This is a genomic window from Micromonospora sicca (assembly GCF_003172935.1).
GTDB lineage: Bacteria > Actinomycetota > Actinomycetes > Mycobacteriales > Micromonosporaceae > Micromonospora > Micromonospora sicca.
Genome location: NZ_QGKS01000176.1, coordinates 30,291 through 56,123, shown reverse-complemented (window position 1 = coordinate 56,123; position 25,833 = coordinate 30,291). Strand labels below are relative to the sequence as shown.

23 protein-coding genes and 4 tRNA genes are annotated in these 25,833 nt (G+C 69.3%); 22 read left to right on the top strand and 5 right to left on the bottom strand.

What is annotated here, in order from left to right:
• Positions 1-1,025 (top strand): MFS transporter (locus DKT69_RS10185; protein WP_109801317.1); only part of this gene is annotated, 1,025 nt, incomplete at its 5' end.
• Between the two features lie 217 nt (positions 1,026-1,242).
• On the opposite strand, the gene DKT69_RS10180 is transcribed toward DKT69_RS10185, so the two are convergent.
• Positions 1,243-1,737: a YajQ family cyclic di-GMP-binding protein gene (locus DKT69_RS10180; RefSeq protein ID WP_109801316.1), complete on the bottom strand. Its 495-nt coding sequence runs from the start codon at positions 1,735-1,737 to the stop codon at positions 1,243-1,245.
• 150 nt (positions 1,738-1,887) lie between these two features.
• Between DKT69_RS10180 and DKT69_RS10175 the strand changes: the two genes are divergently transcribed.
• Both DKT69_RS10175 and DKT69_RS10170 read left to right on the top strand, forming a co-directional pair.
• Positions 1,888-1,971 (top strand) — tRNA-Tyr (locus DKT69_RS10175).
• Positions 1,972-2,195: 224 nt separating this feature from the next.
• Positions 2,196-2,543 carry a hypothetical protein gene (locus DKT69_RS10170; protein ID WP_109801315.1) on the top strand — a complete coding sequence of 116 codons (348 nt, stop codon included), beginning with the start codon at positions 2,196-2,198 and terminating at the stop codon, positions 2,541-2,543.
• Positions 2,544-2,802: 259 nt separating this feature from the next.
• Here DKT69_RS10170 and DKT69_RS10165 read toward each other — a convergent pair whose 3' ends face one another.
• Complete coding sequence (locus tag DKT69_RS10165) at positions 2,803-3,297, bottom strand: hypothetical protein (RefSeq protein ID WP_109801314.1); 495 nt, start codon at positions 3,295-3,297, stop codon at positions 2,803-2,805.
• A 609-nt stretch (positions 3,298-3,906) separates the two neighbouring features.
• Here DKT69_RS10165 and DKT69_RS37685 point away from each other — a divergent pair.
• The gene (locus tag DKT69_RS37685) at positions 3,907-4,311 is read left to right on the top strand and encodes a hypothetical protein (RefSeq protein ID WP_146231021.1); all 405 of its coding nucleotides are present in this window, start codon (positions 3,907-3,909) and stop codon (positions 4,309-4,311) included.
• Here DKT69_RS37685 and DKT69_RS10160 read toward each other — a convergent pair.
• The 3 genes from DKT69_RS10160 to DKT69_RS10150 all read right to left on the bottom strand — a co-directional run bounded on the left by DKT69_RS10160 (position 4,274) and on the right by DKT69_RS10150 (position 7,137).
• The gene (locus DKT69_RS10160) at positions 4,274-5,302 is read right to left on the bottom strand and encodes a hypothetical protein (protein WP_109801313.1); all 1,029 of its coding nucleotides are present in this window, start codon (positions 5,300-5,302) and stop codon (positions 4,274-4,276) included. The two genes, DKT69_RS37685 and DKT69_RS10160, sit on opposite strands and share 38 nt — an antisense overlap.
• Positions 5,299-5,796 (bottom strand): SigE family RNA polymerase sigma factor, encoded by a 498-nt coding sequence (locus tag DKT69_RS10155; RefSeq protein WP_109801312.1) that lies wholly within the window; start codon positions 5,794-5,796, stop codon positions 5,299-5,301. The genes DKT69_RS10160 and DKT69_RS10155 overlap by 4 nt, the downstream gene beginning before the upstream one ends.
• A 696-nt stretch (positions 5,797-6,492) precedes the next feature.
• Positions 6,493-7,137: a dihydrofolate reductase family protein gene (locus DKT69_RS10150; protein WP_109801311.1), complete on the bottom strand. Its 645-nt coding sequence runs from the start codon at positions 7,135-7,137 to the stop codon at positions 6,493-6,495.
• A 990-nt stretch (positions 7,138-8,127) separates the two neighbouring features.
• On the opposite strand from DKT69_RS10150, the gene DKT69_RS38235 reads away from it, so the two are divergent.
• The 18 genes from DKT69_RS38235 (at position 8,128) to DKT69_RS10065 (ending at position 25,781) form a co-directional block, all read left to right on the top strand.
• On the top strand, positions 8,128-8,274 hold the full coding sequence (locus DKT69_RS38235) for a hypothetical protein (RefSeq protein ID WP_161557794.1): 147 nt from the start codon (positions 8,128-8,130) through the stop codon (positions 8,272-8,274).
• Between the two features lie 63 nt (positions 8,275-8,337).
• The gene (locus DKT69_RS10140; RefSeq protein ID WP_109801310.1) at positions 8,338-10,881 is read left to right on the top strand and encodes a putative bifunctional diguanylate cyclase/phosphodiesterase; all 2,544 of its coding nucleotides are present in this window, start codon (positions 8,338-8,340) and stop codon (positions 10,879-10,881) included.
• 108 nt (positions 10,882-10,989) lie between these two features.
• Positions 10,990-11,062, top strand: a tRNA-Thr gene (locus tag DKT69_RS10135).
• 25 nt (positions 11,063-11,087) lie between these two features.
• Positions 11,088-11,160: transfer RNA gene (locus DKT69_RS10130), tRNA-Met, on the top strand.
• A gap of 131 nt (positions 11,161-11,291) precedes the next feature.
• Complete coding sequence (rpmG, locus tag DKT69_RS10125) at positions 11,292-11,459, top strand: 50S ribosomal protein L33 (protein ID WP_012184342.1); 168 nt, start codon at positions 11,292-11,294, stop codon at positions 11,457-11,459.
• Positions 11,460-11,581: 122 nt separating this feature from the next.
• A complete protein-coding gene (locus DKT69_RS10120; protein WP_109801309.1) occupies positions 11,582-12,028 on the top strand; it encodes a MaoC family dehydratase N-terminal domain-containing protein in 447 nt (148 codons plus the stop codon).
• Between the two features lies 1 nt (position 12,029).
• The gene (locus tag DKT69_RS10115) at positions 12,030-12,422 is read left to right on the top strand and encodes a MaoC family dehydratase (protein WP_109801308.1); all 393 of its coding nucleotides are present in this window, start codon (positions 12,030-12,032) and stop codon (positions 12,420-12,422) included.
• A 127-nt stretch (positions 12,423-12,549) separates the two neighbouring features.
• A tRNA-Trp gene (locus DKT69_RS10110) sits at positions 12,550-12,622 on the top strand.
• A gap of 213 nt (positions 12,623-12,835) precedes the next feature.
• A complete protein-coding gene (gene secE, locus DKT69_RS10105; RefSeq protein ID WP_109801307.1) occupies positions 12,836-13,228 on the top strand; it encodes a preprotein translocase subunit SecE in 393 nt (130 codons plus the stop codon).
• 38 nt (positions 13,229-13,266) lie between these two features.
• The gene (nusG, locus tag DKT69_RS10100) at positions 13,267-13,986 is read left to right on the top strand and encodes a transcription termination/antitermination protein NusG (protein ID WP_109801306.1); all 720 of its coding nucleotides are present in this window, start codon (positions 13,267-13,269) and stop codon (positions 13,984-13,986) included.
• A 183-nt stretch (positions 13,987-14,169) separates the two neighbouring features.
• Positions 14,170-14,601, top strand: coding sequence for a 50S ribosomal protein L11 (rplK, locus tag DKT69_RS10095; RefSeq protein ID WP_091570017.1), 432 nt, complete (start codon positions 14,170-14,172; stop codon positions 14,599-14,601).
• An 83-nt stretch (positions 14,602-14,684) separates the two neighbouring features.
• Entirely contained in the window at positions 14,685-15,401 is a 717-nt protein-coding gene (rplA, locus tag DKT69_RS10090; RefSeq protein WP_109801305.1) for a 50S ribosomal protein L1, read from the top strand.
• 77 nt (positions 15,402-15,478) lie between these two features.
• Complete coding sequence (locus DKT69_RS10085) at positions 15,479-16,339, top strand: ABC transporter ATP-binding protein (RefSeq protein WP_109801304.1); 861 nt, start codon at positions 15,479-15,481, stop codon at positions 16,337-16,339.
• Positions 16,336-16,509: a hypothetical protein gene (locus tag DKT69_RS38230; protein WP_161557793.1), complete on the top strand. Its 174-nt coding sequence runs from the start codon at positions 16,336-16,338 to the stop codon at positions 16,507-16,509. The genes DKT69_RS10085 and DKT69_RS38230 overlap by 4 nt, the downstream gene beginning before the upstream one ends.
• Before the next feature lie 309 nt (positions 16,510-16,818).
• A complete protein-coding gene (rplJ, locus tag DKT69_RS10080; RefSeq protein WP_088960245.1) occupies positions 16,819-17,364 on the top strand; it encodes a 50S ribosomal protein L10 in 546 nt (181 codons plus the stop codon).
• Between the two features lie 54 nt (positions 17,365-17,418).
• Positions 17,419-17,802 carry a 50S ribosomal protein L7/L12 gene (gene rplL, locus DKT69_RS10075; RefSeq protein ID WP_089012491.1) on the top strand — a complete coding sequence of 128 codons (384 nt, stop codon included), beginning with the start codon at positions 17,419-17,421 and terminating at the stop codon, positions 17,800-17,802.
• A 575-nt stretch (positions 17,803-18,377) separates the two neighbouring features.
• Positions 18,378-21,809, top strand: coding sequence for a DNA-directed RNA polymerase subunit beta (gene rpoB / locus DKT69_RS10070; protein ID WP_109801303.1), 3,432 nt, complete (start codon positions 18,378-18,380; stop codon positions 21,807-21,809).
• Between the two features lie 84 nt (positions 21,810-21,893).
• The gene (locus tag DKT69_RS10065) at positions 21,894-25,781 is read left to right on the top strand and encodes a DNA-directed RNA polymerase subunit beta' (protein WP_109801302.1); all 3,888 of its coding nucleotides are present in this window, start codon (positions 21,894-21,896) and stop codon (positions 25,779-25,781) included.
• Positions 25,782-25,833: the final 52 nt, after the last annotated feature.

Below are 25,833 nucleotides of genomic sequence, written 5' to 3'. Positions count from 1 at the left end.
CCCCCGTACTGCTGGCCACCGCCGTCGCCCACCCCCTCGCGCTCTTCGGGCTGCTCGGGGCCAGCCGGTCCGAGGCCGGCAACCTGGGCCTGATCTACCTGGCCGCCGGGGTCGCCGGCGCCACCTACCCGCCGCTGACCGCCGCCATCCGGGGCGCCTGGAACGACCTCACCGGCCCGACCTCCGGCCGGTACCACCTGCGCAACACCGCGCTCGCCGCGGAGACCTCGCTCTTCGAGATCGTCTTCGTGCTCGGCCCGCTGCTGGTGGCCGCGTTCGTGCTGGCCGCCGACGCCGCCGCCGCGCTCGTCGGCGCCGCCGTGGTCACCCTGGTCGGCACCGCCGCGGTGGCCCTCGGCCGGGTGATGCGCGGCTGGCGGCCACACCCCCGCGAGCACCACGCGAAGGGTCTCGGCCCGCTGCGGGTGGGCGGCTTCCCGGCGCTGCTGCTCTGCGTCGCCAGCCTCGGCATCGCGTTCGGCGCGGCCGGGGTCATCGTGCCGGCCTTCGCCGGCGACGCCACCGCCGACGACCCGGAGAGCCTCGCCGGCGTGCTGCTGGCCGTCTGGGGCATCGGCAGCGCCGCGGGCGGCTTCTGGTTCGGCGTACGCCGGCCGCCGGCCAACATGACCCGCCAGTTCGCCTGGCTGCTCGGCGCGGTGGCCGCCAGCTTCGCCGTCTTCGCGGTGATGCCCGGCCCGACGGCGCTGGGCGTCGCGCTGATCCTCGGCGGCGCCACCATCGCGCCCGCCCTGACCCTGGAGAACACCCTGGTCGGGCGGATCGCCCCGGCCGGCATGCTGAACGAGGCGTACACCTGGGTGGTCACCATGTCGGTGGCGGCGAGCGCCGCCGGCGGCGCGGTGGCCGGCCTGATCGTCGACCACGCCGGCGGGGTGCCGTGGGCGTTCCTCTTCGCCGGGGCGGCGGTCGCCGTCGGCGCCACGGTCGCCGCGCTCCCCGCCGGCCCCATCGCCCGCGCGGAGGCCACCGCGGTACGCACCGAGCACCGGGTTGCCGCCTGAGTGCGGCTCACCCGCCGACCGCCACAGCAGCCGGATACGCGTCGAGCGGTCACCCGATCGGGGTGACCGCTCGACGGCGTCTCAACGCGTCCCGGGCGGGTACAGCACGGGAATGTTCTTCTTCTTCTCGAACCGGGTCGGCTGCCTGGGCTCGATCCTGATCAGCGCGGTCCTGACAGTGATCCTGCTGCTGATCTTCTCGCGCTGACCGGGCTCGTCAGCGGTAGTTGGTGAACTGCAGCGCGACGCCGAAGTCCTCGCCCTTGAGCAGCGCGATGACGGCCTGGAGGTCGTCCTTCTTCTTGCCGGTGACCCGGAGCTGGTCGCCCTGGATCTGCGCCTGCACGCCCTTCGGGCCCTCGTCGCGGATCTTCTTGCTGATCGACTTGGCCTTGTCCGTGTCGATGCCCTGGATGACCTTGGCGTCGATCTTGAAGACCTTGCCCGAGGCGCGGGGGTCGCCGGCGTCCAGCGACTTGAGCGAGATGTTCCGCTTGACCAGTTTCTCCTTGAAGACGTCGAGCGCCGCCCGGACCCGCTCCTCGGTCTCCGCCTGGAGGCTGATCGCCTCCTCGCCCGACCAGGAGATCTCGGCGCCGGTGCCGCGGAAGTCGAACCGCTGCGCGAGCTCCTTCTCCGCCTGACGGAGGGCGTTGTCGACCTCCTGGCGGTCGACCTTGCTCACGATGTCGAACGACGGGTTCGCTGCCATGCTCATGCTCCTGCTGGTTCGGCGGTCTGAAGGTCTTCCGTCGCCCGCTGACCAGCGGTACGACCCCCTGACGGTACCCGGTTGCGGCGGCCCCGGGGGCAACCGCTATCCTTGCTTCCGCTGCCGCGCACGGCGTGGTGGCGACGCCCTGGCGGGTTGCCCGAGCGGCCAATGGGAGCGGACTGTAAATCCGTCGCGAAAGCTACAGAGGTTCGAATCCTCTACCCGCCACCAGGTGCGAGAACGGCCCCTGACCAGCAGTAACGCGGTCGGGGGCCAATCTTGTCTGGTCTCGTTGAGTCCAACCACTACCCGCCATCGCTCACCGTCCGGGGGCGTATTGGGGGGAAGGGTCCGAACGCCTGGTTCCGGCGAGGAATCGGACAACACGATCGACCCGCTCAGCTTCGGGTACGCGTCGGGCACGTCGGCGGACTCGGTTCCTGGATCATTGAGGCATGGCTGCTGCGCTGCTTCGCGTCACCATGGGGTCCGGCGAGATCTGGGACGACCCCTCAGAGGATCTGCTGTTCGAGTTGCTGTCGGACATGGAGCGCGGCGAGGAACAGTTCCTCATCGTGGAACGTGTCGCCGACGTCACCGGTCAGACGTTCGCGCAGGTTGCCCGTACCGATGCCGGCGGATACCTGGTCGAGTACCGCGAGGGCGACGAAGACAAGCACTTTCAGGCACTCACCGAGGACAAGCGGCTCGTCCACTCCGTGATCACGTCCTGGGCCTTCGAACTGCCCGGTTGGCGGGAAGCACTGCCTTGGGCGCCCCTGCGGTTCACCAACTACAGGTAAGGCCCGCCCTTCATCGCTGGTCGGCTCGTAGTCACCCTCAGCAACCTGGGCAAAGGCCGCCGCCAGTGGTCGTCATTGGTGGGCATTGTTCGCCCGCTGACGGCCTGGCGACGGCCTGGCCCCCCTCTTCGTTAGCGAGGCTGCGCGGCGCGGCGGCACGACGGCAGACCGGCGACGAGGCCGGCCAGGCCGAGCAGGATGCCGACGATGCCGTAGACGGTCGCGCCTGGACCTTGGGCGCTGGTCGTCGACGTCGTTCCTAGTCCGAAGGCTTGTACTGCGCAACGGTGGCATCGTCATGCCGCTTCGTCCTCGGGTAGCGCGCCCCTTCAGGGTCGTCCACCTCAATCGACCGGACGTGAGCGATCAAGGCACGCGGGCCGAGCTTGTCCAGGAGATCAAGGTAGTCCAGCCAGCGGCAAATCCGCATCTGATCGACGGGACGCGTTGCGCCGTCGGACATCACGCTCGCCCGTCGCACAGCTGGACGTGCATATGTCGCGACACGCGCATGTGCAGCGGCCTCCGAGTCGGCAGCGGCAACCCACCAGCCATCGGCACGGTTCCGGGTGATGGTCTGGTGCTCGACGTAGGCCGCTAGCGCCTGCGCATGCTCGGGAGTACCGAACAACAGACCGGCGACGACCTCGGGCTCTGGCCCACAGATGTCCTCCACCGCGAGGTCACACGTCACCGCGGGTCCCGTCTCCAGGTCCACCACCACCGTTGCATCCGACAGCGCGAGCGTGTCCACCTCCCGCTTTCCGCGCGGAGAATGCCGACAGCAGCACAGGGAGTACCGGGGTCATCGAGGTCGCAGGTGTCGGCATGCGCCGCGGCTACCGCAGCGATACCGGCTGCCAAGCCGTCGGCAAGCGCGATGTCTGGAGACGCGACGAGTGCGGCGAGCGTGCGGATGCCGAGCTGCCGGGCGTACCACCTGACGCCGTGGCGGCAGCCGCCGGACGGGATGCCTGCCCCATCGACGACCACTGCCAGATCACTGGTGGCGACGACAAAGTCTTCATTCGGCCGGCCGGGGGCGGCATCCGTAGCGAGCACGAAAGACAAGGAGTTGCCTCTCCGAGCAGCGGGCAAGGCATTGATCAACTCTCCATCAGATTAGAACCAACCTGCCGGGCCAGACAACAGCATCCGGCGTACAGGTCGACTCGTCCGTCGCCCACCAGGCCAGCCGCTGTCACATGGCGGCTGGCCTGCTGTTTCTTCGGGCGCTGCTGGTCGTCGCCGGTCGTTGTTGGTCGACGTTTGACGGCCCTGTGACGGCCCAGACGGCCCAGCGACGGCCCAGAATGGCTACAGCACTCCTGCGCGCCTTCGGCCGGGCCGTTAGCCTTCCCAGGTGTCCTACCCGGTGTGGAACTACTACCCACGCAACGTTCGGCCGCCGGAGTGGGTCGAGGGCTTCCTCTCCGTCATCCATGACGCCGCCCCGCACATCTCAACGGCGGAGCCGCGTGTCGGCGTCACGAGCGACATGGTGCTACGCCACCTTGCTGCTGGACTCCAAGGTCTTGGCTTCGCGGTCGAAACGGGCAAGACGGCTGCCGGGAAGATCCGCCGGCCCGTCTTGTTTGGTGACAACGGGCGAGCCGAGGTGTCGTACGAGATCGACGCCTTCCACGACGGCCATGGCATCGTGGTGGAAGCCGAAGCAGGGCGCGGTGCTCGGGGCAACCCTGGCAACGGCGCTACTCACCCTCGCCCACTCAGGCTGGTGAGAAGACGACCTGCCAGGCTCCGGTGATGTGCTCGGGCACGATCTCGATGGTCACTGGGTCGCCGGGTTTCAGGTCGAGGCCGAACTCACGCTTCCACGCGCCTCTCCTGTCGCCGAACCTGCCGGAGCTGCTCATCGCGTAGTCCCACCACTCGCCGGTTATGATCTCCACGCCGTTGACGCGGACGTGGAGGAGCCCCGGCGTCTGGGAGAGCATGTCGACCGAGTCGATCGTCTTCCAGGTCAGGGTCCGCTGGACCGGACGCGTCGGGTCGGCCGGATCCGATCGGACGATGACGGCGTCCGGGCAGAGCCTCTCGGTGCAGCCAGCCATGAGCGTCTGGTGCAACGGGTCGAGTGGTCCTGATGGCCGGGGCGGCAGCGGGTACTGGTCGAACGGGATCCGCACACCGATCGCGAGCCCGAACGTGCCGCTGTCCGGGATCGCCACCGGGACCAAGTCCGTCCCGTCGAACCGCTTGGCTCCGGCGATCGTCATGACGAACGTGGCGGGCTTGCCGACCGCCACGTCGAGCCCGTCCCAGCTCATCTGCCGGCTGGAACCGCCGCAGCCGCCACCGAAGAGAAAGTGGCCGTTGACGCTCACCTTCTCATCGGGCTCGACGTTGTCTCCGGTGCCGGCGCAGCGGGTGAAGATGACGAGATCGAGCGTGGTGGGCACGATGGTCAGCTCGATCCGGCGCTCCGGCAGCGCGGCGGACTCCGCAGCCACGACACGCGCGCCCCAGGCGTACTCCGGGAACCCTTCGATGGTGCGTACCGGCGACGGGCTGTCCGCCGGGGTGGGGGTGACGTCCGCGCGGAGCCCGGGCACGACGGCGGCCGCGGCGATGCCGGCCAGGGCGACCACCGCGCAGGTGGCCCAGGTCGCGATCCGGCGCCGCCGCCGCGCGACCACCTTGGCGCGTACCCCATGCAGCCGCACGTGGTGCATGACGTGCTCCGCCGAGCCGCCGGAACGCTCGTCGAGCACCTGCTTGAGATCGGTCAGATTCATCCCAGCATCCCTTCCGGCGTCAGCGTCTCGTCGAGGCGGAGCTTGGCCATTGCCCGGCTGGCCTGGCTCTTGACCGTGCCGACCGAGCAGCCCAGGACCTCGGAGATCTCGACCTCCGAGAGGTCCTCGAAGTAGCGCAGCACGAGCACGGCGCGCTGCCGGCCGGGCAGGCGGCCCAACGCCCGCCAGAGGCGGTCCCGGTCATCGAGGCCGGCGTGCGGGTCAGCCTCGGCAGCCGCCTCGGGCAAGTCGGCCGTGGGTAGCTCACCCCACCACCTGCGCCGCCACGACGAGGCGTACGCGTTGACGATGATCCGACGCACGTACGGCTCCGGGTCACCGTCAATGCGCCGCCACGCCTCCCACGCCCGCGCCAGCGCGGTCTGCAGCAGGTCCTCGGCCAACGCCCAATCGCGGGTGAGCAGGAACGCGGTGCGCAACAACCGCGGTGACCGGGTCACGACGAAGTCGTCGAAGCCCTCCGGTGTGATCACGTGCTCGCCCTTCCGCCCAGTCGGTCACGAGGTAGTACCGGCTGTGACCCGAAAAGGTTGCATGACCAACCGCCGCTCGACTCAGCGGGGTGGAGCTGGGCGCCCACGAGGAGTACCAACGGCTCTCGCCGAGTTGCCCGGTCGAGACGGCGGGAAGTAGCCGGACGACAACCACTAGGCGAGGCGTCAAGCATCACCTGGGACGGACTCGACAAGCATGTGGTGGGACTAGGCAGGCCGGCAGCCGGCCGTCGAACGTGTGTTCGACGAGGGTTCTGGTGGTGGAGGTACGTGGTCGCTACTGGAACGGGGCATGGGGCCGCATGGGCCCGGCGCGACATCTGGCTGGTCTCCGACGGCCGGCTCTGGCGAGTCCGTGGCCGCCTCGGAGGTGACGGAGGACAAGAGGTCTCGTACGACTTCCCGGACGAAGCCTCCGCCCGCTCGATGGTCGATCGGATGATGAAGACCTCCGCCGGCACCTGGCGGGACACGGAGGCCGTCCGGCAGGAGTCCAACCGACGACAGACTCACTAGCTAGCTAGGGCGACGGGGCCTGCCAGACCATTGCGTGACGGCGGCGACCCTCTGGCGAGGCACTTCGTCACGGCGTCGGCACCTCGCCGACGCCGTGACGGAATGCCGACCTGGCGGATTCACCGCCGACGACACGGACCCACCTGGCGCGGGGCGGCTTCAGTCGTCGCGTCCGGCACCGCGATCGGGTGCGCTCATGTCCCCCGTCCCGGGCGTGCCATCGGCGAGCCCGTAGCGCAGGTACACGGTGCCCTTCGGATTGGCTACCGGCGGTTCGAGGAGTGTGACGTTCGTGGGCACCGCGCCACCGTCGAACACCTTCTTCCCGACGCCGAGCACGATCGGGTGCACCCAGAGGTCGAGACGGTCGAAGAGCTTCTCGCGCAGGAGGGTCTGCACCAGGTTCAGGCTCCCGACGACCTTCACGTGCTCGTGCCGGTCACGGATCTCGCGCACCGCGCCGACCAGATCCGGGCCGAGCTGCGTGGACCCGGCCCACGAGAGGTCGGGCCTGCCGCGGGAGGCCACGTACTTCGGGACGCTGTTGAAGAGCGTGGCGATCTCGTTGTCCTCGCCGCCCTCCTGGTACGGCCAGTAGGCGGCGAAGATGTCATACGTCCGCCGGCCGAGCAGGAGGGCGTCCGTGCCCTCGTACGCGGCACCGACCTGCGCCCCGGCGACCTCGTCCAGCAGGGGCGCCTGCCAGCCGCCGAACGCGAACCCCACCGGGTCCTCGTCGGGGCCGCCGGGCGACTGCCCGACGAGGTCGAGGGTTGCGAACAGCTCGATGTGGATGAGGCCCATGCCTTACTCCCGGTGATTTGGTTGTCTCGGTCGGGGGTAGACCTGTGGGCGCCGGCAGACTCATCGCTGCGACGGCACCCAGCTTCGTACTTGTCCACCGCCTCGCCCGGTGCATCGGTCACCACCCCGTCCCGCGGTCAGCGTCCTTGCGACGCCCGGCAGCAGGGCCCGGCAGGTGTGCCGTGTGTCTTGATCCAGGCCCGTATGTCCGATTCCTCGAACAGCACATGCCGACCGATCTTGAAGCGCGCAGCACGGTGCCCTGCTTACGCCACCAGGCCGGGACGCCGCACCGGCACTCCCCGCTCACGATAGATCACCGGGCGCGTGCAAACTGGCTGGCTGCCCTGCGTCCAGCGTCACGCAGGTCACCGGCGAGATCTAGGGCTGTGGTACTAGCCGCTCTCGGATCTGTCGAGCCGCTTCCGCGGGTGCGATCTCTGGGGTGTTGATGGACAGGTCTGCGCCGGGTAGCGGTGGCGTCTCGTCCCATGCCCGGAGTCGGTCGCTGGTGTCGCCGGTTGCGCGGGCTTCGTTGGCGAACATCGCTTCGGTTCGGCTGATTGAGGCTGGCCTCTACAACAGGCCGCGTCAACGTGTCCTTGTCGAGCATCGGCCAGCCCGTCTGCCGGGCTTGGACGGCGGGTACTCGTCCGACGAGCCGGTGTTCCGGGGGGACCCACGCTCGCCGATGTCGATGTAGTGTGCGAGAGGTCCGATGGGCGACGGGGGCCTACGAATCCCACGACACCCAGGCCCTGGGCTGATCCATCCCTTTCCGGCGTGAGGTCGGGTTGTGCTCCTTCTGTAGCGCGCGCCGGACGCCCGGTGAGCCTGAGGAGGGCCGCAGGGTCGGCGGCCGCCGTCGAACGGACGATTTCGCCCGCTACCCTGCTCGACCGAGGGTCTCTCCGCTTTTACGCGTGCTGCGGGTGTGGCACCATCGTGGAACCTCCATCATTTCTGACCCGCACGTGACAGGAGCGCACAATGTCTGCTCGAAGGTTGGGCCGGCTGCTCGGCACGCTACTCACGCTTGCCGCACTGGTCGCGCTCCCTGCTTCACTGATCACCACCGGGGCCCAGACAGCCGACTTCGACTGGCAGATGCCCGTCGTGCGGGTGCTCCTGCCGTAGGTGTGCCATCCGGCCGGATCGTCCATCCGGCCGTGATCTGACGCTGAGTCCGGAGGGGGCGAAGTGCCCGATCGCCAACCTCGCCCGCGTCGGTCGACCGAGAATGCCTGGCTGGTCGCGGGGCCGCTCGCCCTGTACGCCACGTGCTGCGCCACCCTGCTCGGGCTGCTCGTGCAGCCGGCGGTCGGGGACTGGTTGGCCACGTCGGCGATGTTCCTGGTCATGGTCGCCGCGGCCATGCCGACGATCAACATTGTGGTCCGGCGCCAGGCGCTGGGCGTGATGTTGACCGAAATTCCGCTCGTGGTGGCGCTGTATCTGCTGCCTCCGTTGTCCGTGGTTCTGGCGTACACGCTGGCCACGCTGGTGGTGCAGATCCGGCGGAATCTCGCTCCCGTCAAGTTCTGGTTCAACCTCATCCGTGCCGCGGCGGCCACGTCGACCGCCTGCCTCGTCCTCATGGCCCTGCCCGGTATGCGGGGGGTCGGGCCGGGTACCTGGGGGATCCTCTTCGTCGCGACGAGTGCCCACACCCTCGTCACGCTCGCGGCGGTGGTGGCGGTCATCGGGGTCGTGCAGGGTTGGCAGGCCGGCTGGGAACTGGCCCGTACCTCACCGCCGGCTCTCTTGGCGGCGGTGATCAACGTGGCGATCGGACTGCTGATCCTCATCACGCTGGTCACCACCACCTGGGGCTTCCTGCTCTTCATGGCGTTCGCCGCAGGACTCGTCCTGGTCTACCGCTCCTACACGCAGTTCCTCCGGCAGCACCGCACCCTCACGGACATGTACCAGCTCACGCGGGCGATGTCGGAGAGCGGGCAGGACGGCACGCTCATCGATGCCCTGCTCGGCCGGGTCAGGGCCCTGATGCAGGCGGAGTACGCCACGCTCTGGCTGCCCGGCCAGGGCCGCTATCCCGAGGTGCTGCTCACCGCCCGGGAGGACAACCGGGGTCTCCTCGACTTCGCCGTGACCCCCGCGCGGCTGCGGGAACGCGTGCTTGGGGAGTCCCGGATGGTTGCCTCCGGGGTCCGCCTGCCCGGCGACCCGGCGACCCGCGAACTGCTGCCGGGCGAGCGGATCAAGGACTTCATCATCCTTCCGCTCCGATCCGGCCAGGTGGTGATCGGCACGCTGGAGGTGGTGAACCGGTTGGGCGACACCAACCACTTCACACCGGTGGACATCCCCATCTTCGAAACGGTCGCCGCGCACGCGGCGGTCGCCTTGGAGAATTCCCGGCTGGTCGACCGGCTGCGCCACGACGCGTACCACGACGCGCTGACCAAGCTGCCCAACCGGCGGCGGATCACCGGCGCGCTGGACGAGGCGGTGAAGATCCGGGCGCCCGGCGAGGTGGTCGCGGTGCTGCTCTTCGACGTGGACGGGTTGCGCCAGGTCAACGAGTCGCTGGGGCACGCCGCGGGCGACAAGGTCCTTGTCGAGGTGGCCGATCGCCTCCGCGCCTGCGCCCCGTCGTCCGCCCTGGTGGGCCGGGCGGGCGGCGACGAGTTCCTGGTGACCCTGCGGCTGGAGAACGCCGAGGCGGCCCTGGAGCTGGCGGCCGAGCTGCGCGAGCAGATCCGCGACGAGATGGTCTTCGACTCGCTCACCCTCGACGTGGACACCGCCGTCGGGGTGGCCCTACACCCGGATCACGGCAGCGACGCCGCCACCCTGCTGCAACGGGTCGACCTGGCCGCGACGGCGGCCAAGGCGGTGCCCGGCAGCGTGCAGCTGTTCAACCTGGCGCTGGAGTCCCGGTCGCTGCGCCGCCTCGGCCTCGCCGGCGACCTGCGGCGCGCCCTCGACGAGGGTGAGCTGGAGGTCTACTTCCAGCCCAAGGTGACGTTGCGGGACCGGCGGCTGATCGGGGTCGAGTGCCTGGCCCGCTGGGAGCATCCGACGCACGGCACGGTCGCCCCGGAGGACTTCGTCGCGGTGGCCGAGCACACCGGCCAGCTCGGCCGGCTCACCGAGTTGGTGCTCCGGGAGGGGCTGCGGCGCAGCCGGGACTGGACCCACGCCGAGCAGCCGCTCGCCGTCGCGGTCAACCTCTCCGCGCGTACGCTCACCGACCCGCACTTCCCGGACCAGGTCCGCGAGCTGCTCGACGAGTACGGCGTGCCCCCGCAGCGGCTCACCTTCGAGATCCGCGAGGCCGGGGTGCTGGACGGCACCGACCGGCCGATACCGACCCTGCGCCGGCTGCGGGACCTCGGCGTGCGGCTGTCGGTGGACGACTTCGGGACGGGCTCCTCGTCCCTGGCCTACCTGCGCCGGCTGCCGGTGCACGAGGTGAAGGTGGACCGCTCGTTCGTGCAGGGCATGGCGACCGACCCGGGCGACCTGGCGATTGTCAACGCGGTGGTGACGCTGTCCCAGCAGTTCGGCCTGGCCGTGGTCGCCGAGGGCGTGGAGAGCGAACTCACCCTCGAACTGCTCCAGGACATCGGCTGCGAGATCGGCCAGGGCTTCCTGTTCAGCCGGCCGCTGCCGTACGAGCGGTTGGAGGCGTGGTTCGGCGCGCAGGTGGAGCCGGAGGCCGCCGCCGAGGCACCCCGGCTGCGGGTGGTCCCGGACCGCTCGGCGACCCTGCTCTGAGCTGGGACGACGGAGATCACCCCCGGTATGGGGGGATCCGATTTCACCTCGGGCGGCGGGGTCGTGTACTGTTTCTCCTGCGCGACGCCCTCCGGGGTGATCGGGTAGGCCCCCTTAGCTCAGTCGGCAGAGCGTCTCCATGGTAAGGAGAAGGTCTACGGTTCGATTCCGTAAGGGGGCTCACAGGGTCCGGCTGGACCCGCCACGGCGGTGTAGCTCAGATGGCAGAGCAAGCGGCTCATAATCGCTGTGTCGCCGGTTCAAGTCCGGCCACCGCTACTCTCCGTCCTCCGGGCTCCCCGGCGGTCGATGGGATGGGCGCCACAGGCGCCCACTTTGCATGTCCGCGCCATCAGTGCGTAGGCTGATGCGCCGTAGTTGTTATCCGTTAGCGAGGAAGGCACTCCGCCGTGGCGAAGGCGACCGATGTCCGGCCGAAGATCACTTTGGCGTGTGTGGAGTGCAAGGAGCGCAACTACATCACGCGCAAGAACCGCCGTAACGACCCGGACCGCATCGAGCTGAAGAAGTTCTGCCCCCGGGACGGCAGGCACACCATCCACCGCGAGACCCGCTGACCCGCGGCCGGCTCGGCCGGCCCGGTCCCACAGCAGTCCCGAACGCCGATCCGCAGGGACGACGGCCCCGAGCCGCCGCCCCGTACGGATCGGCGTTCGTGTTTTCCGTGTAGGTTCGCGGCATGTCCCTGGACCCGTCGTTCGTCGGCCGGACCTATCCGCCGACCGCCCCCTATCAGGTGGGCCGAGAAAAGATCCGCGAGTTCGCCGCGGCCATCGGTGCCACCGACCCGGCCCACCACGACCCGGAGGCGGCCCGCGCGCTCGGGCACCCCGACGTGGTCGCGCCGCCGACCTTCCCCGTGGTGGTCACGATGGCCGCCAGCCGGCAGATCATCGAGGATCCGGCCCTCGGCGTGGACTACAGCCGGGTGGTCCACGGCGACCAGCGGTTCGCGTACACCCGTCCGGTGGTGGCCGGTGACGAGCTGGTCTGCGTGAACACCATCGAGGAGATCAGCAACCGGGGCGGGCACGGCTTCCTGACCACCCGCACGGACGTGCGCAACGCCGCCGGCGAGCCGGTGGTCGCCGTCTGGTCCAAGATCGTCGTACGCGGGGAGGCCTGAGATGGAGCTGCCCACCCAGACCTTCCGGGTGACCCGCGCGGACCTGGTCCGCTACGCGGGCGCCTCCGGCGACTTCAACCCCATCCACTGGAGCGACCGGTTCGCCACCAAGGTCGGCCTGCCGGGCGTGATCGCCCACGGCATGTTCACCATGGCGCTGGTCGGCCGGGCGGTCACCGCGTGGGCCGGCGTACCGGACGCGGTGGTCGACTTCGGCGCCCGGTTCACCCGCCCGGTGGTGGTCCCGGACGACGACCAGGGCACCGAGATCGAGGTCGCCGCGGTGGTCAAGGAGGTCACCGAGGACGGCCTGACCAGGCTCGACGTGACCGCGACCTGCCTGGGGGAGAAGGTGCTCTCGCAGGCCCGGGCGACCATCCGGACGCCCCGCTGAGGGCGCTCCGACGCGCAGGTGGCAGACCGGTTGGGAAAGTCGTACGACTACCCGTACACTGGTCCGCCGTGGGGCAAGTGACCCCTGCCCGGCCGTGCATGGCTTGGTGGGGTGAGAGTTGCCGCACAGGGGTGTAGCTCAATTGGCAGAGCAGCGGTCTCCAAAACCGCAGGCTGCAGGTTCAAGTCCTGTCACCCCTGCGCCTCAGGCCTGACCGTTCCCGTGGGTCGCGCCGCCGAACGGCGGCGTCCGGCCCGTGGTGGTGGCACTGGCGGGGTGGTTCCGAGGCAATCGGGCCCTCCCGGTCGGTCCGCCGGCCGCGGCCCGTCGCGGGACGGTTTGGTCCGGCCGGCGTGACCAAACGCCGCGCACGCCCATCGGCGTGCGACCCGATACCCCGCACGGAGGGCGAAGTGGCCGAGAGCAAGCGGCGCGGCGAGGACGCCGGCGACGAGCGTCTGCGCGAAGATGCGGTCGTCGACGACGTGGCCGACGACGACGCCACCGACGCGGACGAGCCGGTATCCCGGGGTGGCACCGCGACCCGCGCGCGGGCCCGGGCCGAGTCGGCCGACGGTCGGAAGACCCGCAAGGACACCGACCGGGTGGGCCTCTTCGCCCGCATCGCGCGGTTCTTCCGCGAGGTCGTGGCCGAGCTGCGTAAGGTCATCTGGCCGACGCGCAAGGAGCTGCTGACCTACACCGCCGTGGTGGTCACCTTCGTCGCGGTGATGCTGACGATCGTGGGCCTGCTCGACTTCGGGTTTGCGAAGGGCGTGCTGTGGGTCTTCGGCAACCCCAGCTGACCGGCTGACTGTGCCGATAGTGACGGAAGTGAGCGAGCGTGCCTGAGTACGACGAGACCGCCGAGACCACGGACGAGCAGTCCACGGTGGCGACGGCGGCCAACGATGAGTCGGTCGAGGCCGCCAGCGAGCCGGAATTCCCGACCACCGAGCCCGCGGACGAGGAGTACGACCCGGTCGCCGAGCTGCGCCAGAAGCTGCGCTACGCGCCCGGCGACTGGTACGTGGTGCACTCCTACGCCGGCTACGAGAACAAGGTCAAGACCAACCTCGAGACCCGGATCACCTCCCTCGACATGGAGGACTTCATCTACCAGGTCGAGGTGCCGACCCGGGAAGAGGTCGAGGTCAAGAACGGCAAGCGGTCCCAGGTCCAGGCGAAGGTCTTCCCGGGCTACATCCTGGTCCGCATGGAGCTGACCGCCGAGTCGTACTCCTGCGTCCGGAACACCCCGGGGGTCACCGGCTTCGTGGGGGCCACCGACCGGGCCGACCGGCCGGCGCCGCTGAGCCTCGACGAGGTGCTGAAGTGGCTGGCCCCGGCGATCGAGACCGAGCAGAAGAAGGCCAAGCCCGAGGTCCGGGTCCTCGACTTCGAGGTCGGCGACTCGGTCACCGTCACCGACGGCGCCTTCGCCTCGCTGCCGGCCACGATCAGTGAGATCAACGCCGACCAGCAGAAGCTCAAGGTGCTGGTGTCGATCTTCGGCCGGGAGACGCCGGTCGAGCTGAACTTCAACCAGGTCGCCAAGATCTGACGTACGGTCGCACCGGCGGTGGGCTTCCGTCCCGCCGCCGGTGCGTCGTTTCGCCCGTCCGCCGGACCTCGGCGACGGGGGCGGCGCAGGTCTGCGCTACCCTAGAACGTCGGCTGTCGCATCGCGCTGACCGTGCGCGCCCGCTGCCGGCATCTTTCCCAGTTCCAAGCCCCAGGAAGAGACATGCCTCCGAAGAAGAAGCTCGTCAAGACGTTCACGCTTCAGCTGCCGGCGGGCCAGGCCACGCCGGCGCCGCCGGTCGGCCCCGCGCTCGGCCAGCACGGCGTGAACATCATGGAGTTCTGCAAGTCCTACAACGCGCAGACCGAGTCCCAGCGGGGCGACATCGTCCCCGCCGAGATCAGCGTGTACGAGGACCGGACCTTCACCTTCGTCCTGAAGACCCCGCCCGCGGCCCGGCTGCTGATCAAGGCCGCCGGTGTGCAGAAGGGCTCGGGCGTCCCGCACACGCAGAAGGTCGGCTCCGTGACCCGCGCCCAGCTGCGTGAGATCGCTGAGAAGAAGATGGCCGACCTCAACGCCAACGACATCGACCAGGCTGAGAAGATCATCGCCGGCACCGCCCGGTCGATGGGTCTGACCGTCGCCGACTGACGTCGGACACCACTCACCGGATCAGTTCGTGGGAGGGCGCGCGTCGACCGCGGGCCCGCCATAGACCACAGGAGTAACCAGAAATGCAGCGCAGCAAGAGCTACCGCAAGGCCGCCGACGTCATCGACCGGTCGAAGCTCTACACCCCCGCCGAGGCCGTCAAGCTGGCCAAGGACACCACCAACGTCAAGTTCGACGCCACGGTCGAGGTCGCGATGCGCCTCGGCGTCGACCCCCGCAAGGCGGACCAGATGGTCCGCGGCACGGTCAACCTGCCGCACGGCACCGGTAAGACCGCCCGCGTGATCGTCTTCGCCGCCGGCGCGAAGGCCGAGGAGGCTGCCGCGGCGGGTGCGGACGAGGTGGGCACGGACGAGCTGGTCGCCCGTATCCAGGGCGGTTGGCTGGACTTCGACGCGGCGATCGCCACCCCGGACCAGATGGCCAAGATCGGCCGGATCGCGCGGATCCTGGGCCCGCGCGGCCTGATGCCGAACCCGAAGACGGGCACGGTGACCATGGACGTCACCAAGGCCGTCCAGGACATCAAGGGCGGTAAGATCACCTTCCGGGTGGACAAGCACTCCAACCTGCACCTGATCATCGGCAAGGCGTCGTTCTCCGAGAACCAGCTGGTCGACAACTACGCCGCCGTCCTCGACGAGGTGCTCCGGGCCAAGCCGTCCGCGGCCAAGGGCACGTACCTCAAGAAGGTCACCCTCACCACCACCATGGGCCCGGGCGTTCCGGTCGACCCGAAGCTGGTGAAGAACCTGCAGGAGGGCTCGGCCGAGGCCTGAGCACGCCTGGAGTGAGGGGCCCCGCCACGACTCGTGGCGGGGCCCCCTTCGTCTGTCCGCTGTGGGAGGCTCGCGGCATGCGGCTGGAGGACGTCTGGGTGCGGTACCAGCGGCGCGGCCCGTGGGTGCTCCGGGAAATGGACGTGCGGATCGGCCCGGGTGAGGTCGCGGTCGTCCTCGGCCGCAACGGGGTGGGCAAGTCCACGCTGCTCCAGCTCGCCGCCGGGGTGCTCCGGCCGACCCGCGGCCGGGTGGTCGACCGGCCCGCCGCCGTCGGCTGGGTCCCGGAGCGGTTCCCGGCCGACCAGCCGTTCACCGTGGCGCACTACCTCGCCGCGATGGGCCGGGTGGCCGGGCTCGCGGGCTCGGTCGCCGACCGGGCGGTGGCGGATTGGGTGGAGCGGCTCGGCTTGGCGCCGTTCCGCGGGGCCCGGCTGCCCCAGCTGTCGAAGGGCACCGCCCAGAAGGTCGGCCTGGCCCAGGCGATGCTCCGTCCGCCCGGCCTGCTGGTCCTGGACGAGCCCTGGGAGGGGCTGGACGCCGCGGCCCGGGAACTGGTCCCCGAGCTGATCGACGAGGTACTGGCGGACGGGGGAGCGGTGCTGGTCAGCGACCACCGCGGCGAGACGGTCCGGCTGCCCGGCGCGCGGCACTGGACGGTCGCCGACGGCGCGGTCACCGAGGACGCCCCGTCCAGGGCGGAGGCGACGGCGGTGGTCGAGTTGGCGGTCCCGGCCGCGCGGGTCGCCGGCATCGTGGCGCGGCTGCGCGCCGACGGTCACCGGGTCCTCCGGGTACGTGCCGCCGACCCGCCGGCCGCGCCGGGCCGGGCCGAGGCCGGGTCGCCGCCGGTTCCGTCGATCACGGGTCCCGTCGGTGACGGCGCCGCGCCGGGCGAGCCGGGGGCGGCCGGTCCGGCCCGGGAGGCCGCCCGGTGACCGCGCTGGTCCGGCTGCGGCTGGCCGGCTTCCTGCGTACCGGACGGGCGCCGGTGCTGGCCGGCCTGCTCGCCCTCGGCGTCCTCTACGGCGGCGGCCGGGCCCAGCCGGCGGAGGCCTACGGCGCTGGTCGGCTACGCCTGGCGGCGCCGCTCCCGGGCCTGAGGTGACCGGGCGCACTCCCGGGGCGATTTGGCGGTACGCGGACCCGTCGCGTAGCCTGATCCGGTAGTTCCACCCAGAGACCGCTGGTCACCGTGCCCCGGCACGGTCGAAGGTCCCGCGATGACGGGCGACCCGCGCAGGGCGGCAAGCGAAAATCGGTTCTCCCCGTGGTCCGCCGACCATGGTGATCGGGCCGGCCCTCGCCCCGCGCGCCCTGCGCCGGGGCTTTTCTCGTTGTCGTGATGCCTCCGGCGCCGTCGCAGAGCTTCCGCTCGTCGACGGCGACCAGCCTCGAGCAACGAGAGAGGAGGGACATGGCGGACAAGCCGATCCGGGCCGACAAGGCCACGGCCGTCGCTGAGCTGACCGAGAGCTTCCGCAACGCGGGCGCCGCGGTGCTCACCGAGTACCGTGGTCTGACGGTTTCCCAGCTCACCCAGCTGCGGCGCTCGCTCGGCACGGAGACCACCTACACGGTCGCGAAGAACACGCTGGCCAAGCGTGCGGCGACCGAGGCGGGCATCTCCGGCCTCGACGAGCTGTTCACCGGTCCTACCGCGCTGACTTTCGTTTCGGGCGACGTCGTCGAGGCGGCGAAGGGGCTTCGCGACTTCGCGAAGGCCAACCCGAAGCTGGTCATCAAGGGCGGTGTCTTCGAGGGCAAGGCCATTTCCGCGGCCGAGGTCACGAAGCTCGCCGACCTGGAGTCCCGCGAGGTGCTGCTGGCCAAGCTGGCTGGCGCGATGAAGGGCAACCTGAGCAAGGCCGCGGCCCTGTTCCAGGCTCCGCTCTCCAAGACCGCCCGTCTGGCGGCCGCCCTGCAGGACAAGCGCGAGAAGGAGGGCGCCGAGGCGGCCTGAGGCCTCCCGGCGCACCCACGTTCTTAGTTTTCACCTTTAGAAAGGACGCCAGACATGGCGAAGCTCAGCACCGACGAGCTGCTCGACGCGTTCAAGGAGATGACGCTGATCGAGCTCTCCGAGTTCGTGAAGCAGTTCGAGGAGACCTTCGAGGTCACCGCCGCGGCCCCGGTCGCCATGGGCGTTGCCGCCCCGGGTGCCGCGCCGGCCGAGGCCGAGCCGGAGAAGGACGAGTTCGACGTCATCCTCGACGCCGACGGTGGCAAGAAGATCCAGGTCATCAAGGTCGTGCGTGAGCTGACCGGCCTGGGCCTCAAGGAGGCCAAGGACCTGGTCGAGGCCGCTCCGAAGGCCGTCCTGGAGAAGGCCAACAAGGAGACCGCCGAGAAGGCCAAGGCCAAGCTCGAGGGCGAGGGTGCCAAGGTCACCCTCAAGTGACCTTGCGTACGACCTGACGCGCGTCCGGCTCACGTGAGCCGGGGCACAACCGCGTCGCGGCGGGCGGTGATCCGGGAACGGATCGCCGCCCGCTGTGGTTGGTGGTTCCGGTGGCAGCGGCGTGAGCAGCGCGTCCGGCGTCCGGCGTACCCCCGCACAGCGGGTCCTGTCGGTAGTCCGTCGGTGGGAAAGACACCCCGACCGGTAACCGGCCCTTGACGCGACACCGGGCTGACAGGCACGCTGACACCAGCAAGAACTTCCGCGCTTGCAACGGCCACCTCTCGGGTAATGGCAACGGCAGCACCACCGCCCGCGGCACCCGAGCGGACCGGCAGGAACATCGCGTTCCGAGCGGCCCGGTAGACCCGGTTTTCCGAGGTCCCGAGGCGTGTTCCGCGATGACCTGCGGGGTGGGCTGGACAGCGGTTAGCCTCTCGGCTACACTGCTAGTTTGCGCTGCCTTCCGACTAGTCCCCTGCTCGGAAATGTCCGTTTGCGGATATTTCTGGTGGGGTCATTGGAGTGCACGCGTACCAGCCGTTCTGCAGCACCGGTCCTCGGAAGGACGCATCTTGGCAGCTTCCCGCCCTGCGAAGACCAGTCGTACGTCGAGCGCTTTCGCTCCCCGCCGAGTTTCATTCGGCAGGATCACCGAACACCTCGAGGTCCCCAACCTCCTCGCCATTCAGAACGAGTCCTTCGACTGGCTCGTCGGCAACGAGGCTTGGCAGGGCCGGTCGGCGGACGACCCGCACGCACGCTCGGGTCTCGCGGAGATCCTCGAAGAGATCAGTCCCATTGAGGACTTCTCCGGCACCATGTCGCTCTCCTTCTCGGCTCCGCGCTTCGACGAGGTCAAGGCCTCGATCGAGGAGTGCAAGGAGAAGGACCTGACCTACTGCGCGCCGCTGTTCGTGACCGCGGAGTTCACCAACAACACCACTGGCGAGATCAAGAGCCAGACGGTGTTCATGGGTGACTTCCCGATGATGACGCCGAAGGGCACCTTCATCATCAACGGCACCGAGCGCGTCGTGGTCAGCCAGCTCGTCCGGTCCCCGGGCGTGTACTTCGACAAGCAGCCGGACAAGACCTCCGACCGCGACCTCTCCAGCGTCAAGGTCATCCCGAGCCGGGGTGCCTGGCTGGAGTTCGACATCGACAAGCGCGACACGGTCGGCGTTCGCATCGACCGCAAGCGCCGGCAGGCCGTCACCGTCCTGCTCAAGGCCATCGGGTGGTCCGCGGAGCAGATCCGTGAGAAGTTCGGCTGGTCCGAGCTGATGATGACCACGCTCGAGAAGGACCACATCGCCGGCCAGGACGAGGCGCTGCTCGACATCTACCGGAAGCTCCGCCCTGGCGAGCCGCCGACCCGTGAGAACGCCCAGACCCTGCTCGACAACCTCTTCTTCAACCCGAAGCGGTACGACGTCGCCAAGGTCGGGCGCTACAAGTTCAACAAGAAGCTCGAAGTCGACGTGCCGATCACCACCGGCACGCTCACCGAGGACGACATCGTCGCCACCGTGGAGTACCTCTGCCGGCTGCACGCCGGCGAGGACGGCTACGAGGCCGACGACATCGACCACTTCGGCAACCGTCGCCTGCGTACCGTGGGCGAGCTGATCCAGAACCAGGTCCGGGTCGGTCTTTCCCGGATGGAGCGGGTCGTCCGCGAGCGGATGACCACCCAGGACGTCGAGGCGATCACGCCGCAGACCCTGATCAACATCCGCCCGGTGGTGGCGGCGATCAAGGAGTTCTTCGGCACGTCGCAGCTGTCCCAGTTCATGGACCAGACCAACCCGCTGGCGGGTCTGACCCACCGGCGCCGGCTGAGCGCGCTCGGCCCGGGTGGTCTGTCCCGGGAGCGGGCCGGCTTCGAGGTCCGTGACGTGCACCCGTCCCACTACGGCCGGATGTGCCCGATCGAGACGCCGGAAGGCCCGAACATCGGTCTGATCGGCGCCCTGTCCACCTTCGCCCGGGTCAACCCGTTCGGCTTCATCGAGACGCCGTACCGGAAGGTCGTCGAGGGTCGGGTCACCGACCAGATCGACTACCTGACCGCGGACGAGGAGGACCGGTTCGTCAAGGCGCAGGCCAACGCGCCGCTGAAGGCGGACGGCACGTTCGCCGAGGACCGCGTCCTGGTCCGCCGTAAGGGCGGCGAGACCGAGGACGTCGCGCCGGGCGCCGTGGACTACATGGACGTCTCGCCGCGGCAGATGGTCTCGGTCGCGACCGCGATGATCCCGTTCCTCGAGCACGACGACGCGAACCGCGCGCTGATGGGCGCGAACATGCAGCGCCAGGCGGTGCCGCTGGTCAAGGCCGAGGCTCCGCTGGTCGGCACCGGCATGGAGTACCGCGCCGCCGTCGACGCCGGTGACGTCGTCGTCGCCGAGGTCGGCGGTGTCATCGAGGACCTCTGCGCCGACTACATCACCGTCCACCAGGACGACGGCCACCGCCGGACGTACCTGCTGCACAAGTTCCGCCGCTCCAACGCCGGCTCCTGCGTCAACCAGAAGCCGGTCGTCTTCGAGGGCGACCGCGTCGAGGCCGGTCAGGTCATCGCCGACGGTCCGTGCACCGACGAGGGCGAGATGGCGCTCGGGCGCAACCTGCTCGTGGCGTTCATGTGCTGGGAGGGCCACAACTACGAGGACGCGATCATCCTGTCGCAGCGCCTCGTGCAGCAGGACGTGCTCACCTCGATCCACATCGAGGAGCACGAGGTCGACGCCCGGGACACCAAGCTCGGCCCGGAGGAGATCACCCGCGACATCCCGAACGTCAGCGAGGAGATGCTCGCCGACCTCGACGAGCGCGGGATCATCCGGATCGGCGCCGAGGTCGTCCCCGGCGACATCCTGGTCGGCAAGGTCACGCCGAAGGGCGAGACCGAGCTGACCCCGGAGGAGCGGCTGCTCCGCGCGATCTTCGGTGAGAAGGCGCGCGAGGTCCGGGACACCTCGCTGAAGGTGCCGCACGGCGAGACCGGCACGGTCATCGGGGTGCGTACCTTCTCCCGCGAGGACGGCGACGAGCTGCCGCCGGGCGTCAACGAGCTGGTCCGGGTGTACGTCGCCCAGAAGCGCAAGATCCAGGACGGTGACAAGCTCGCGGGCCGGCACGGCAACAAGGGCGTCATCTCCAAGATCCTGCCGATCGAGGACATGCCGTTCCTGGAGGACGGCACCCCGGTCGACATCGTGCTCAACCCGCTGGGTGTGCCCTCCCGGATGAACATCGGCCAGGTCCTGGAGACCCACCTCGGCTGGGTCGCCAAGACCGGCTGGAGCGTGGAGGGCGACGACGCGGCGTGGAAGAAGCAGCTGCGCTCGATCGACGCCCACGAGTCCGAGCCGGACACCAACGTGGCCACTCCGGTCTTCGACGGTGCCCGCGAGGAGGAGATCTCCGGTCTGCTCTCGTCGACCCTGCCCAACCGGGACGGCAAGCAGCTGATCGGCTCCTCCGGCAAGGCGCAGCTGTTCGACGGTCGCTCCGGCGAGCCGCTGCCGGACCCGATCGCGGTCGGCTACATCTACATCCTGAAGCTCAACCACCTGGTCGACGACAAGATCCACGCCCGGTCGACCGGCCCGTACTCGATGATCACGCAGCAGCCGCTGGGTGGTAAGGCGCAGTTCGGTGGCCAGCGCTTCGGTGAGATGGAGTGCTGGGCGATGCAGGCGTACGGCGCCGCCTACGCCCTGCAGGAACTGCTGACCATCAAGTCCGACGACGTCCTCGGCCGGGTCAAGGTCTACGAGGCGATCGTCAAGGGCGAGAACATCCCCGAGCCGGGCATCCCGGAGTCGTTCAAGGTGCTGCTCAAGGAGCTGCAGTCGCTGTGCCTCAACGTCGAGGTGCTCTCCAGCGACGGTGTGGCCCTGGAGATGCGCGAGACCGACGACGAGGTGTTCCGGGCCGCGGAGGAGCTGGGCATCGACCTGTCCCGGCGCGAGCCGAGCTCGGTCGAAGAGGTCTGAGGTGAGCGGTCGGGAGCCGGCTCGCCGGCTCCCGATCCGCCCACCCACTAGCTAAGCAGTACAGACGACGACATAGGGGACATAGTGCTCGACGTCAACTTCTTCGACGAGCTGCGCATCGGCCTCGCCACCGCCGACGACATCCGTCAGTGGTCGCACGGTGAGGTCAAGAAGCCTGAGACGATCAACTACCGCACGCTCAAGCCGGAAAAGGACGGGCTCTTCTGCGAGAAGATCTTCGGTCCGCAGCGGGACTGGGAGTGCTACTGCGGTAAGTACAAGCGGGTCCGCTTCAAGGGCATCATCTGCGAGCGCTGCGGCGTCGAGGTGACCCGTTCCAAGGTCCGTCGTGAGCGGATGGGGCACATCGAGCTGGCCGCTCCGGTGACCCACATCTGGTACTTCAAGGGCGTGCCGAGCCGGCTGGGCTACCTGCTGGACCTGGCCCCCAAGGACCTCGAGAAGATCATCTACTTCGCCTCGTACGTCGTGACGAGCGTGGACGCCGAGTCGCGTCACCGTGACCTCTCGACCATCGAGAACGAGATCCTGGCCGAGAAGCGGCAGGCCGAGAACAGCCGCGACTCGGAGATCGAGAAGCGGGCCGCCAAGCTCGAGGCCGACCTGGCCGAGCTGGAGGCCGAGGGTGCCAAGGCGGACGTCCGGCGCAAGGTCAAGGAGGGCGGAGAGCGCGAGATGCGCCAGATCCGCGACCGGGCCCAGCGCGAGATCGACCGCCTCGACGAGGTCCTCGACACCTTCCGCAAGCTCGAGCCGAAGCAGCTGGTCACCGACGAGCTGCTCTACCGCGAGCTGCGCGACCGCTTCGGCGAGTACTTCACCGGCGGCATGGGCGCCGAGGCCATCAAGGCCCTGGTCCAGAACATGGACCTGGATGCCGAGGCCGATAGCCTGCGCGAGACCATCCGCTCCGGCAAGGGCCAGCGGAAGATCCGGGCGCTCAAGCGGCTGAAGGTCGTCGCGGCGTTCCAGAACACCCGCAACTCGCCGCTCGGCATGGTGCTGGACTGCGTCCCGGTCATCCCGCCGGACCTGCGTCCGATGGTGCAGCTGGACGGTGGCCGCTTCGCGACCTCCGACCTGAACGACCTGTACCGCCGGGTGATCAACCGGAACAACCGCCTCAAGCGGCTGATCGACCTCGGCGCGCCCGAGATCATCGTCAACAACGAGAAGCGGATGCTCCAGGAGGCCGTCGACGCGCTGTTCGACAACGGCCGCCGTGGCCGGCCGGTCACCGGCCCGGGTAACCGCCCGCTGAAGTCGCTCTCCGACATGCTCAAGGGCAAGCAGGGCCGGTTCCGCCAGAACCTGCTGGGCAAGCGCGTCGACTACTCCGGCCGTTCGGTCATCGTGGTCGGCCCGAAGCTCAAGCTGCACCAGTGCGGCCTGCCCAAGCAGATGGCGCTGGAGCTGTTCAAGCCGTTCGTGATGAAGCGGCTGGTCGACCTCAACCACGCGCAGAACATCAAGTCCGCCAAGCGGATGGTCGAGCGGCAGCGGCCGGTCGTGTGGGACGTGCTGGAAGAGGTCATCGGCGAGCACCCGGTGCTGCTGAACCGCGCGCCGACCCTGCACCGGCTGGGCATCCAGGCCTTCGAGCCGCAGCTGGTCGAGGGCAAGGCCATCCAGATCCACCCGCTGGTCTGCACCGCGTTCAACGCCGACTTCGACGGTGACCAGATGGCGGTGCACGTGCCGCTGTCCGCCGAGGCCCAGGCCGAGGCGCGGATCCTGATGCTCTCGTCGAACAACATCCTGAAGCCGGCCGACGGCAAGCCGGTCACCATGCCCACCCAGGACATGGTCATCGGCCTGTACCACCTCACCCACCTCACCCCCGGTGAGAAGGGCGAGGGCCGGGCGTTCAGCTCGGACGCCGAGGCCCGGATGGCGTTCGACAACGGCGAGCTGCACCTGCAGGCTCCGGTCAAGATCCGGCTGCGCGGCGTCATCGGTGTCGACAACGGCGCCGGCGCCGAGCCGTGGACCGCGCCGGAGGGTTGGGTCGAGGGCGAGCCGCTGACGGTGGACACCACCCTCGGTCGGGTGCTGTTCAACGAGACGCTGCCGCAGGGCTACCGCTTCGTGAACTACGAGATCCGCAAGGGTCAGCTCTCCGCGATCGTCAACGACCTCGCCGAGCGCTTCCCGAAGGTTGCCCTCGCGGCCACCCTCGACGGGCTCAAGGAGGCCGGTTTCCACTGGGCCACCTGGTCCGGCGTGACGATCGGCATGGAGGACGTCATCGCTCCGCCGCGCAAGCGGGAGATCCTGGAGCGGTACGAGGCGGAGGCCGACCGGATCGACAAGCAGTACCAGCGTGGTCTGATGACCGCCGAGGAGCGTCGCGGCGAGCTCATCGAGATCTGGACCAAGGCGACCAACGAGGTCGCCAAGGAGATGGACACCGCGCTGCCGCAGGAGAACCCGCTGTGGAAGATGATCAACTCGGGTGCCCGCGGTAACCTGCTCCAGCTCCGGCAGATCGCGGCGATCCGTGGTCTGGTGGCCAACCCCAAGGGTGAGATCATCCCGCGGCCGATCAAGGCCTCGTACCGGGAGGGTCTGTCCGTGCTGGAGTACTTCATCTCCACGCACGGTGCCCGTAAGGGTCTCGCGGACACCGCCCTGCGTACCGCCGACTCGGGTTACCTGACCCGTCGTCTGGTGGACGTCTCGCAGGACGTCATCATCCGTGAGGAGGACTGCGGCACCGACCGCGCCATCCCGATGCAGATCGGCGAGCGGCTCGACGGCAAGCTGGTGGTCCACACCCACGCCGAGACCAGCGTGCACGCCCGGACCCTGGCCGACGACATCAAGGGGCCGGACGGCACCGTCGTCGCCGAGCGGGGTCAGGACCTCAACTCGATCCTGGTCGACAGGATCGTCGCGGCCGGGGTGGAGACGGTGCGGGTGCGCAGCGTGCTCACCTGCGAGTCGAAGCTGGGCGTCTGCGCGGCCTGCTACGGCCGTTCGCTGCCGACCGGCAAGTCGGTCGACATCGGCGAGGCGGTCGGCATCATCGCCGCCCAGTCCATCGGTGAGCCGGGTACCCAGCTGACGATGCGTACCTTCCACACCGGTGGTGTCGCGGGTGAGGACATCACCCAGGGTCTGCCGCGTGTCCAGGAGATCTTCGAGGCCCGGGTTCCGAAGGGTAAGGCGCCCATCGCCGACACCCCCGGCCGGATCCGGATCGAGGACGGCGAGCGGTCCCGGAAGATCATCGTGGTGCCGGACGACGGCAGCGACGAGATCGTCTACGACAAGATCTCCAAGCGGGTCAAGCTGCGGACCCACGACGGCGGTCACGTCGAGGTCGGCGAGAAGCTCACCGAGGGCACCATCGACCCGCACGAGCTGCTGCGCATCCTCGGCCCGCGCGCGGTCCAGGTCCACCTGACCCAGGAGGTCCAGGAGGTCTACCGCTCGCAGGGTGTGCTCATCCACGACAAGCACATCGAGATCATCATCCGCCAGATGCTCAAGCGGGTGACGGTCATCGACTCCGGCTCGACCGAGTTCCTGCCGGGCGTGCTGGTCGACCGGGCGCTCTTCGAGTCGGAGAACCGCCGGCTCGTCGGCGAGGGCGGCGAGCCCGCCGCCGGTCGCCCGGTGCTGATGGGTATCACCAAGGCCTCGCTGGCCACCGACTCCTGGCTCTCGGCGGCCTCCTTCCAGGAGACCACCCGGGTGCTGACCGACGCGGCGATCAACTCGCGCAGCGACTCGCTCGTCGGCCTCAAGGAGAACGTGATCATCGGTAAGCTCATCCCGGCCGGTACGGGCATCAGCAAGTACCGCAACGTCCGGGTCGAGCCGACCGAGGAGGCGAAGGCCAAGGTCTACTCGATGACCGGCTACCCGGAGACCGACTACGGGTTCGGGCCGGCCAGCGGCCAGGCGGTGCCGCTGGACGACTTCGACTTCGGGTCGTACCGCTAACCAGCAGTACACGACGAGGCCCCCGGCACCCGCCGGGGGCCTCGTCGTGTCC

Coding starts and splice junctions, on each gene's coding strand:
- rplA (WP_109801305.1), top strand. CDS start 14,685: ATGCAGCGCAGCAAGAGCTACCGCAAGGCCGCCGACGTCATCGACCGG.
- DKT69_RS38235 (WP_161557794.1), top strand. CDS start 8,128: ATGTCTGCTCGAAGGTTGGGCCGGCTGCTCGGCACGCTACTCACGCTT.
- DKT69_RS10085 (WP_109801304.1), top strand. CDS start 15,479: ATGCGGCTGGAGGACGTCTGGGTGCGGTACCAGCGGCGCGGCCCGTGG.
- DKT69_RS10180 (WP_109801316.1), bottom strand. CDS start 1,737: ATGGCAGCGAACCCGTCGTTCGACATCGTGAGCAAGGTCGACCGCCAG.
- DKT69_RS10120 (WP_109801309.1), top strand. CDS start 11,582: ATGTCCCTGGACCCGTCGTTCGTCGGCCGGACCTATCCGCCGACCGCC.
- rplK (WP_091570017.1), top strand. CDS start 14,170: ATGCCTCCGAAGAAGAAGCTCGTCAAGACGTTCACGCTTCAGCTGCCG.
- rplJ (WP_088960245.1), top strand. CDS start 16,819: ATGGCGGACAAGCCGATCCGGGCCGACAAGGCCACGGCCGTCGCTGAG.
- DKT69_RS10170 (WP_109801315.1), top strand. CDS start 2,196: ATGGCTGCTGCGCTGCTTCGCGTCACCATGGGGTCCGGCGAGATCTGG.
- rplL (WP_089012491.1), top strand. CDS start 17,419: ATGGCGAAGCTCAGCACCGACGAGCTGCTCGACGCGTTCAAGGAGATG.
- DKT69_RS10160 (WP_109801313.1), bottom strand. CDS start 5,302: ATGAATCTGACCGATCTCAAGCAGGTGCTCGACGAGCGTTCCGGCGGC.
- DKT69_RS10115 (WP_109801308.1), top strand. CDS start 12,030: ATGGAGCTGCCCACCCAGACCTTCCGGGTGACCCGCGCGGACCTGGTC.
- DKT69_RS10150 (WP_109801311.1), bottom strand. CDS start 7,137: ATGGGCCTCATCCACATCGAGCTGTTCGCAACCCTCGACCTCGTCGGG.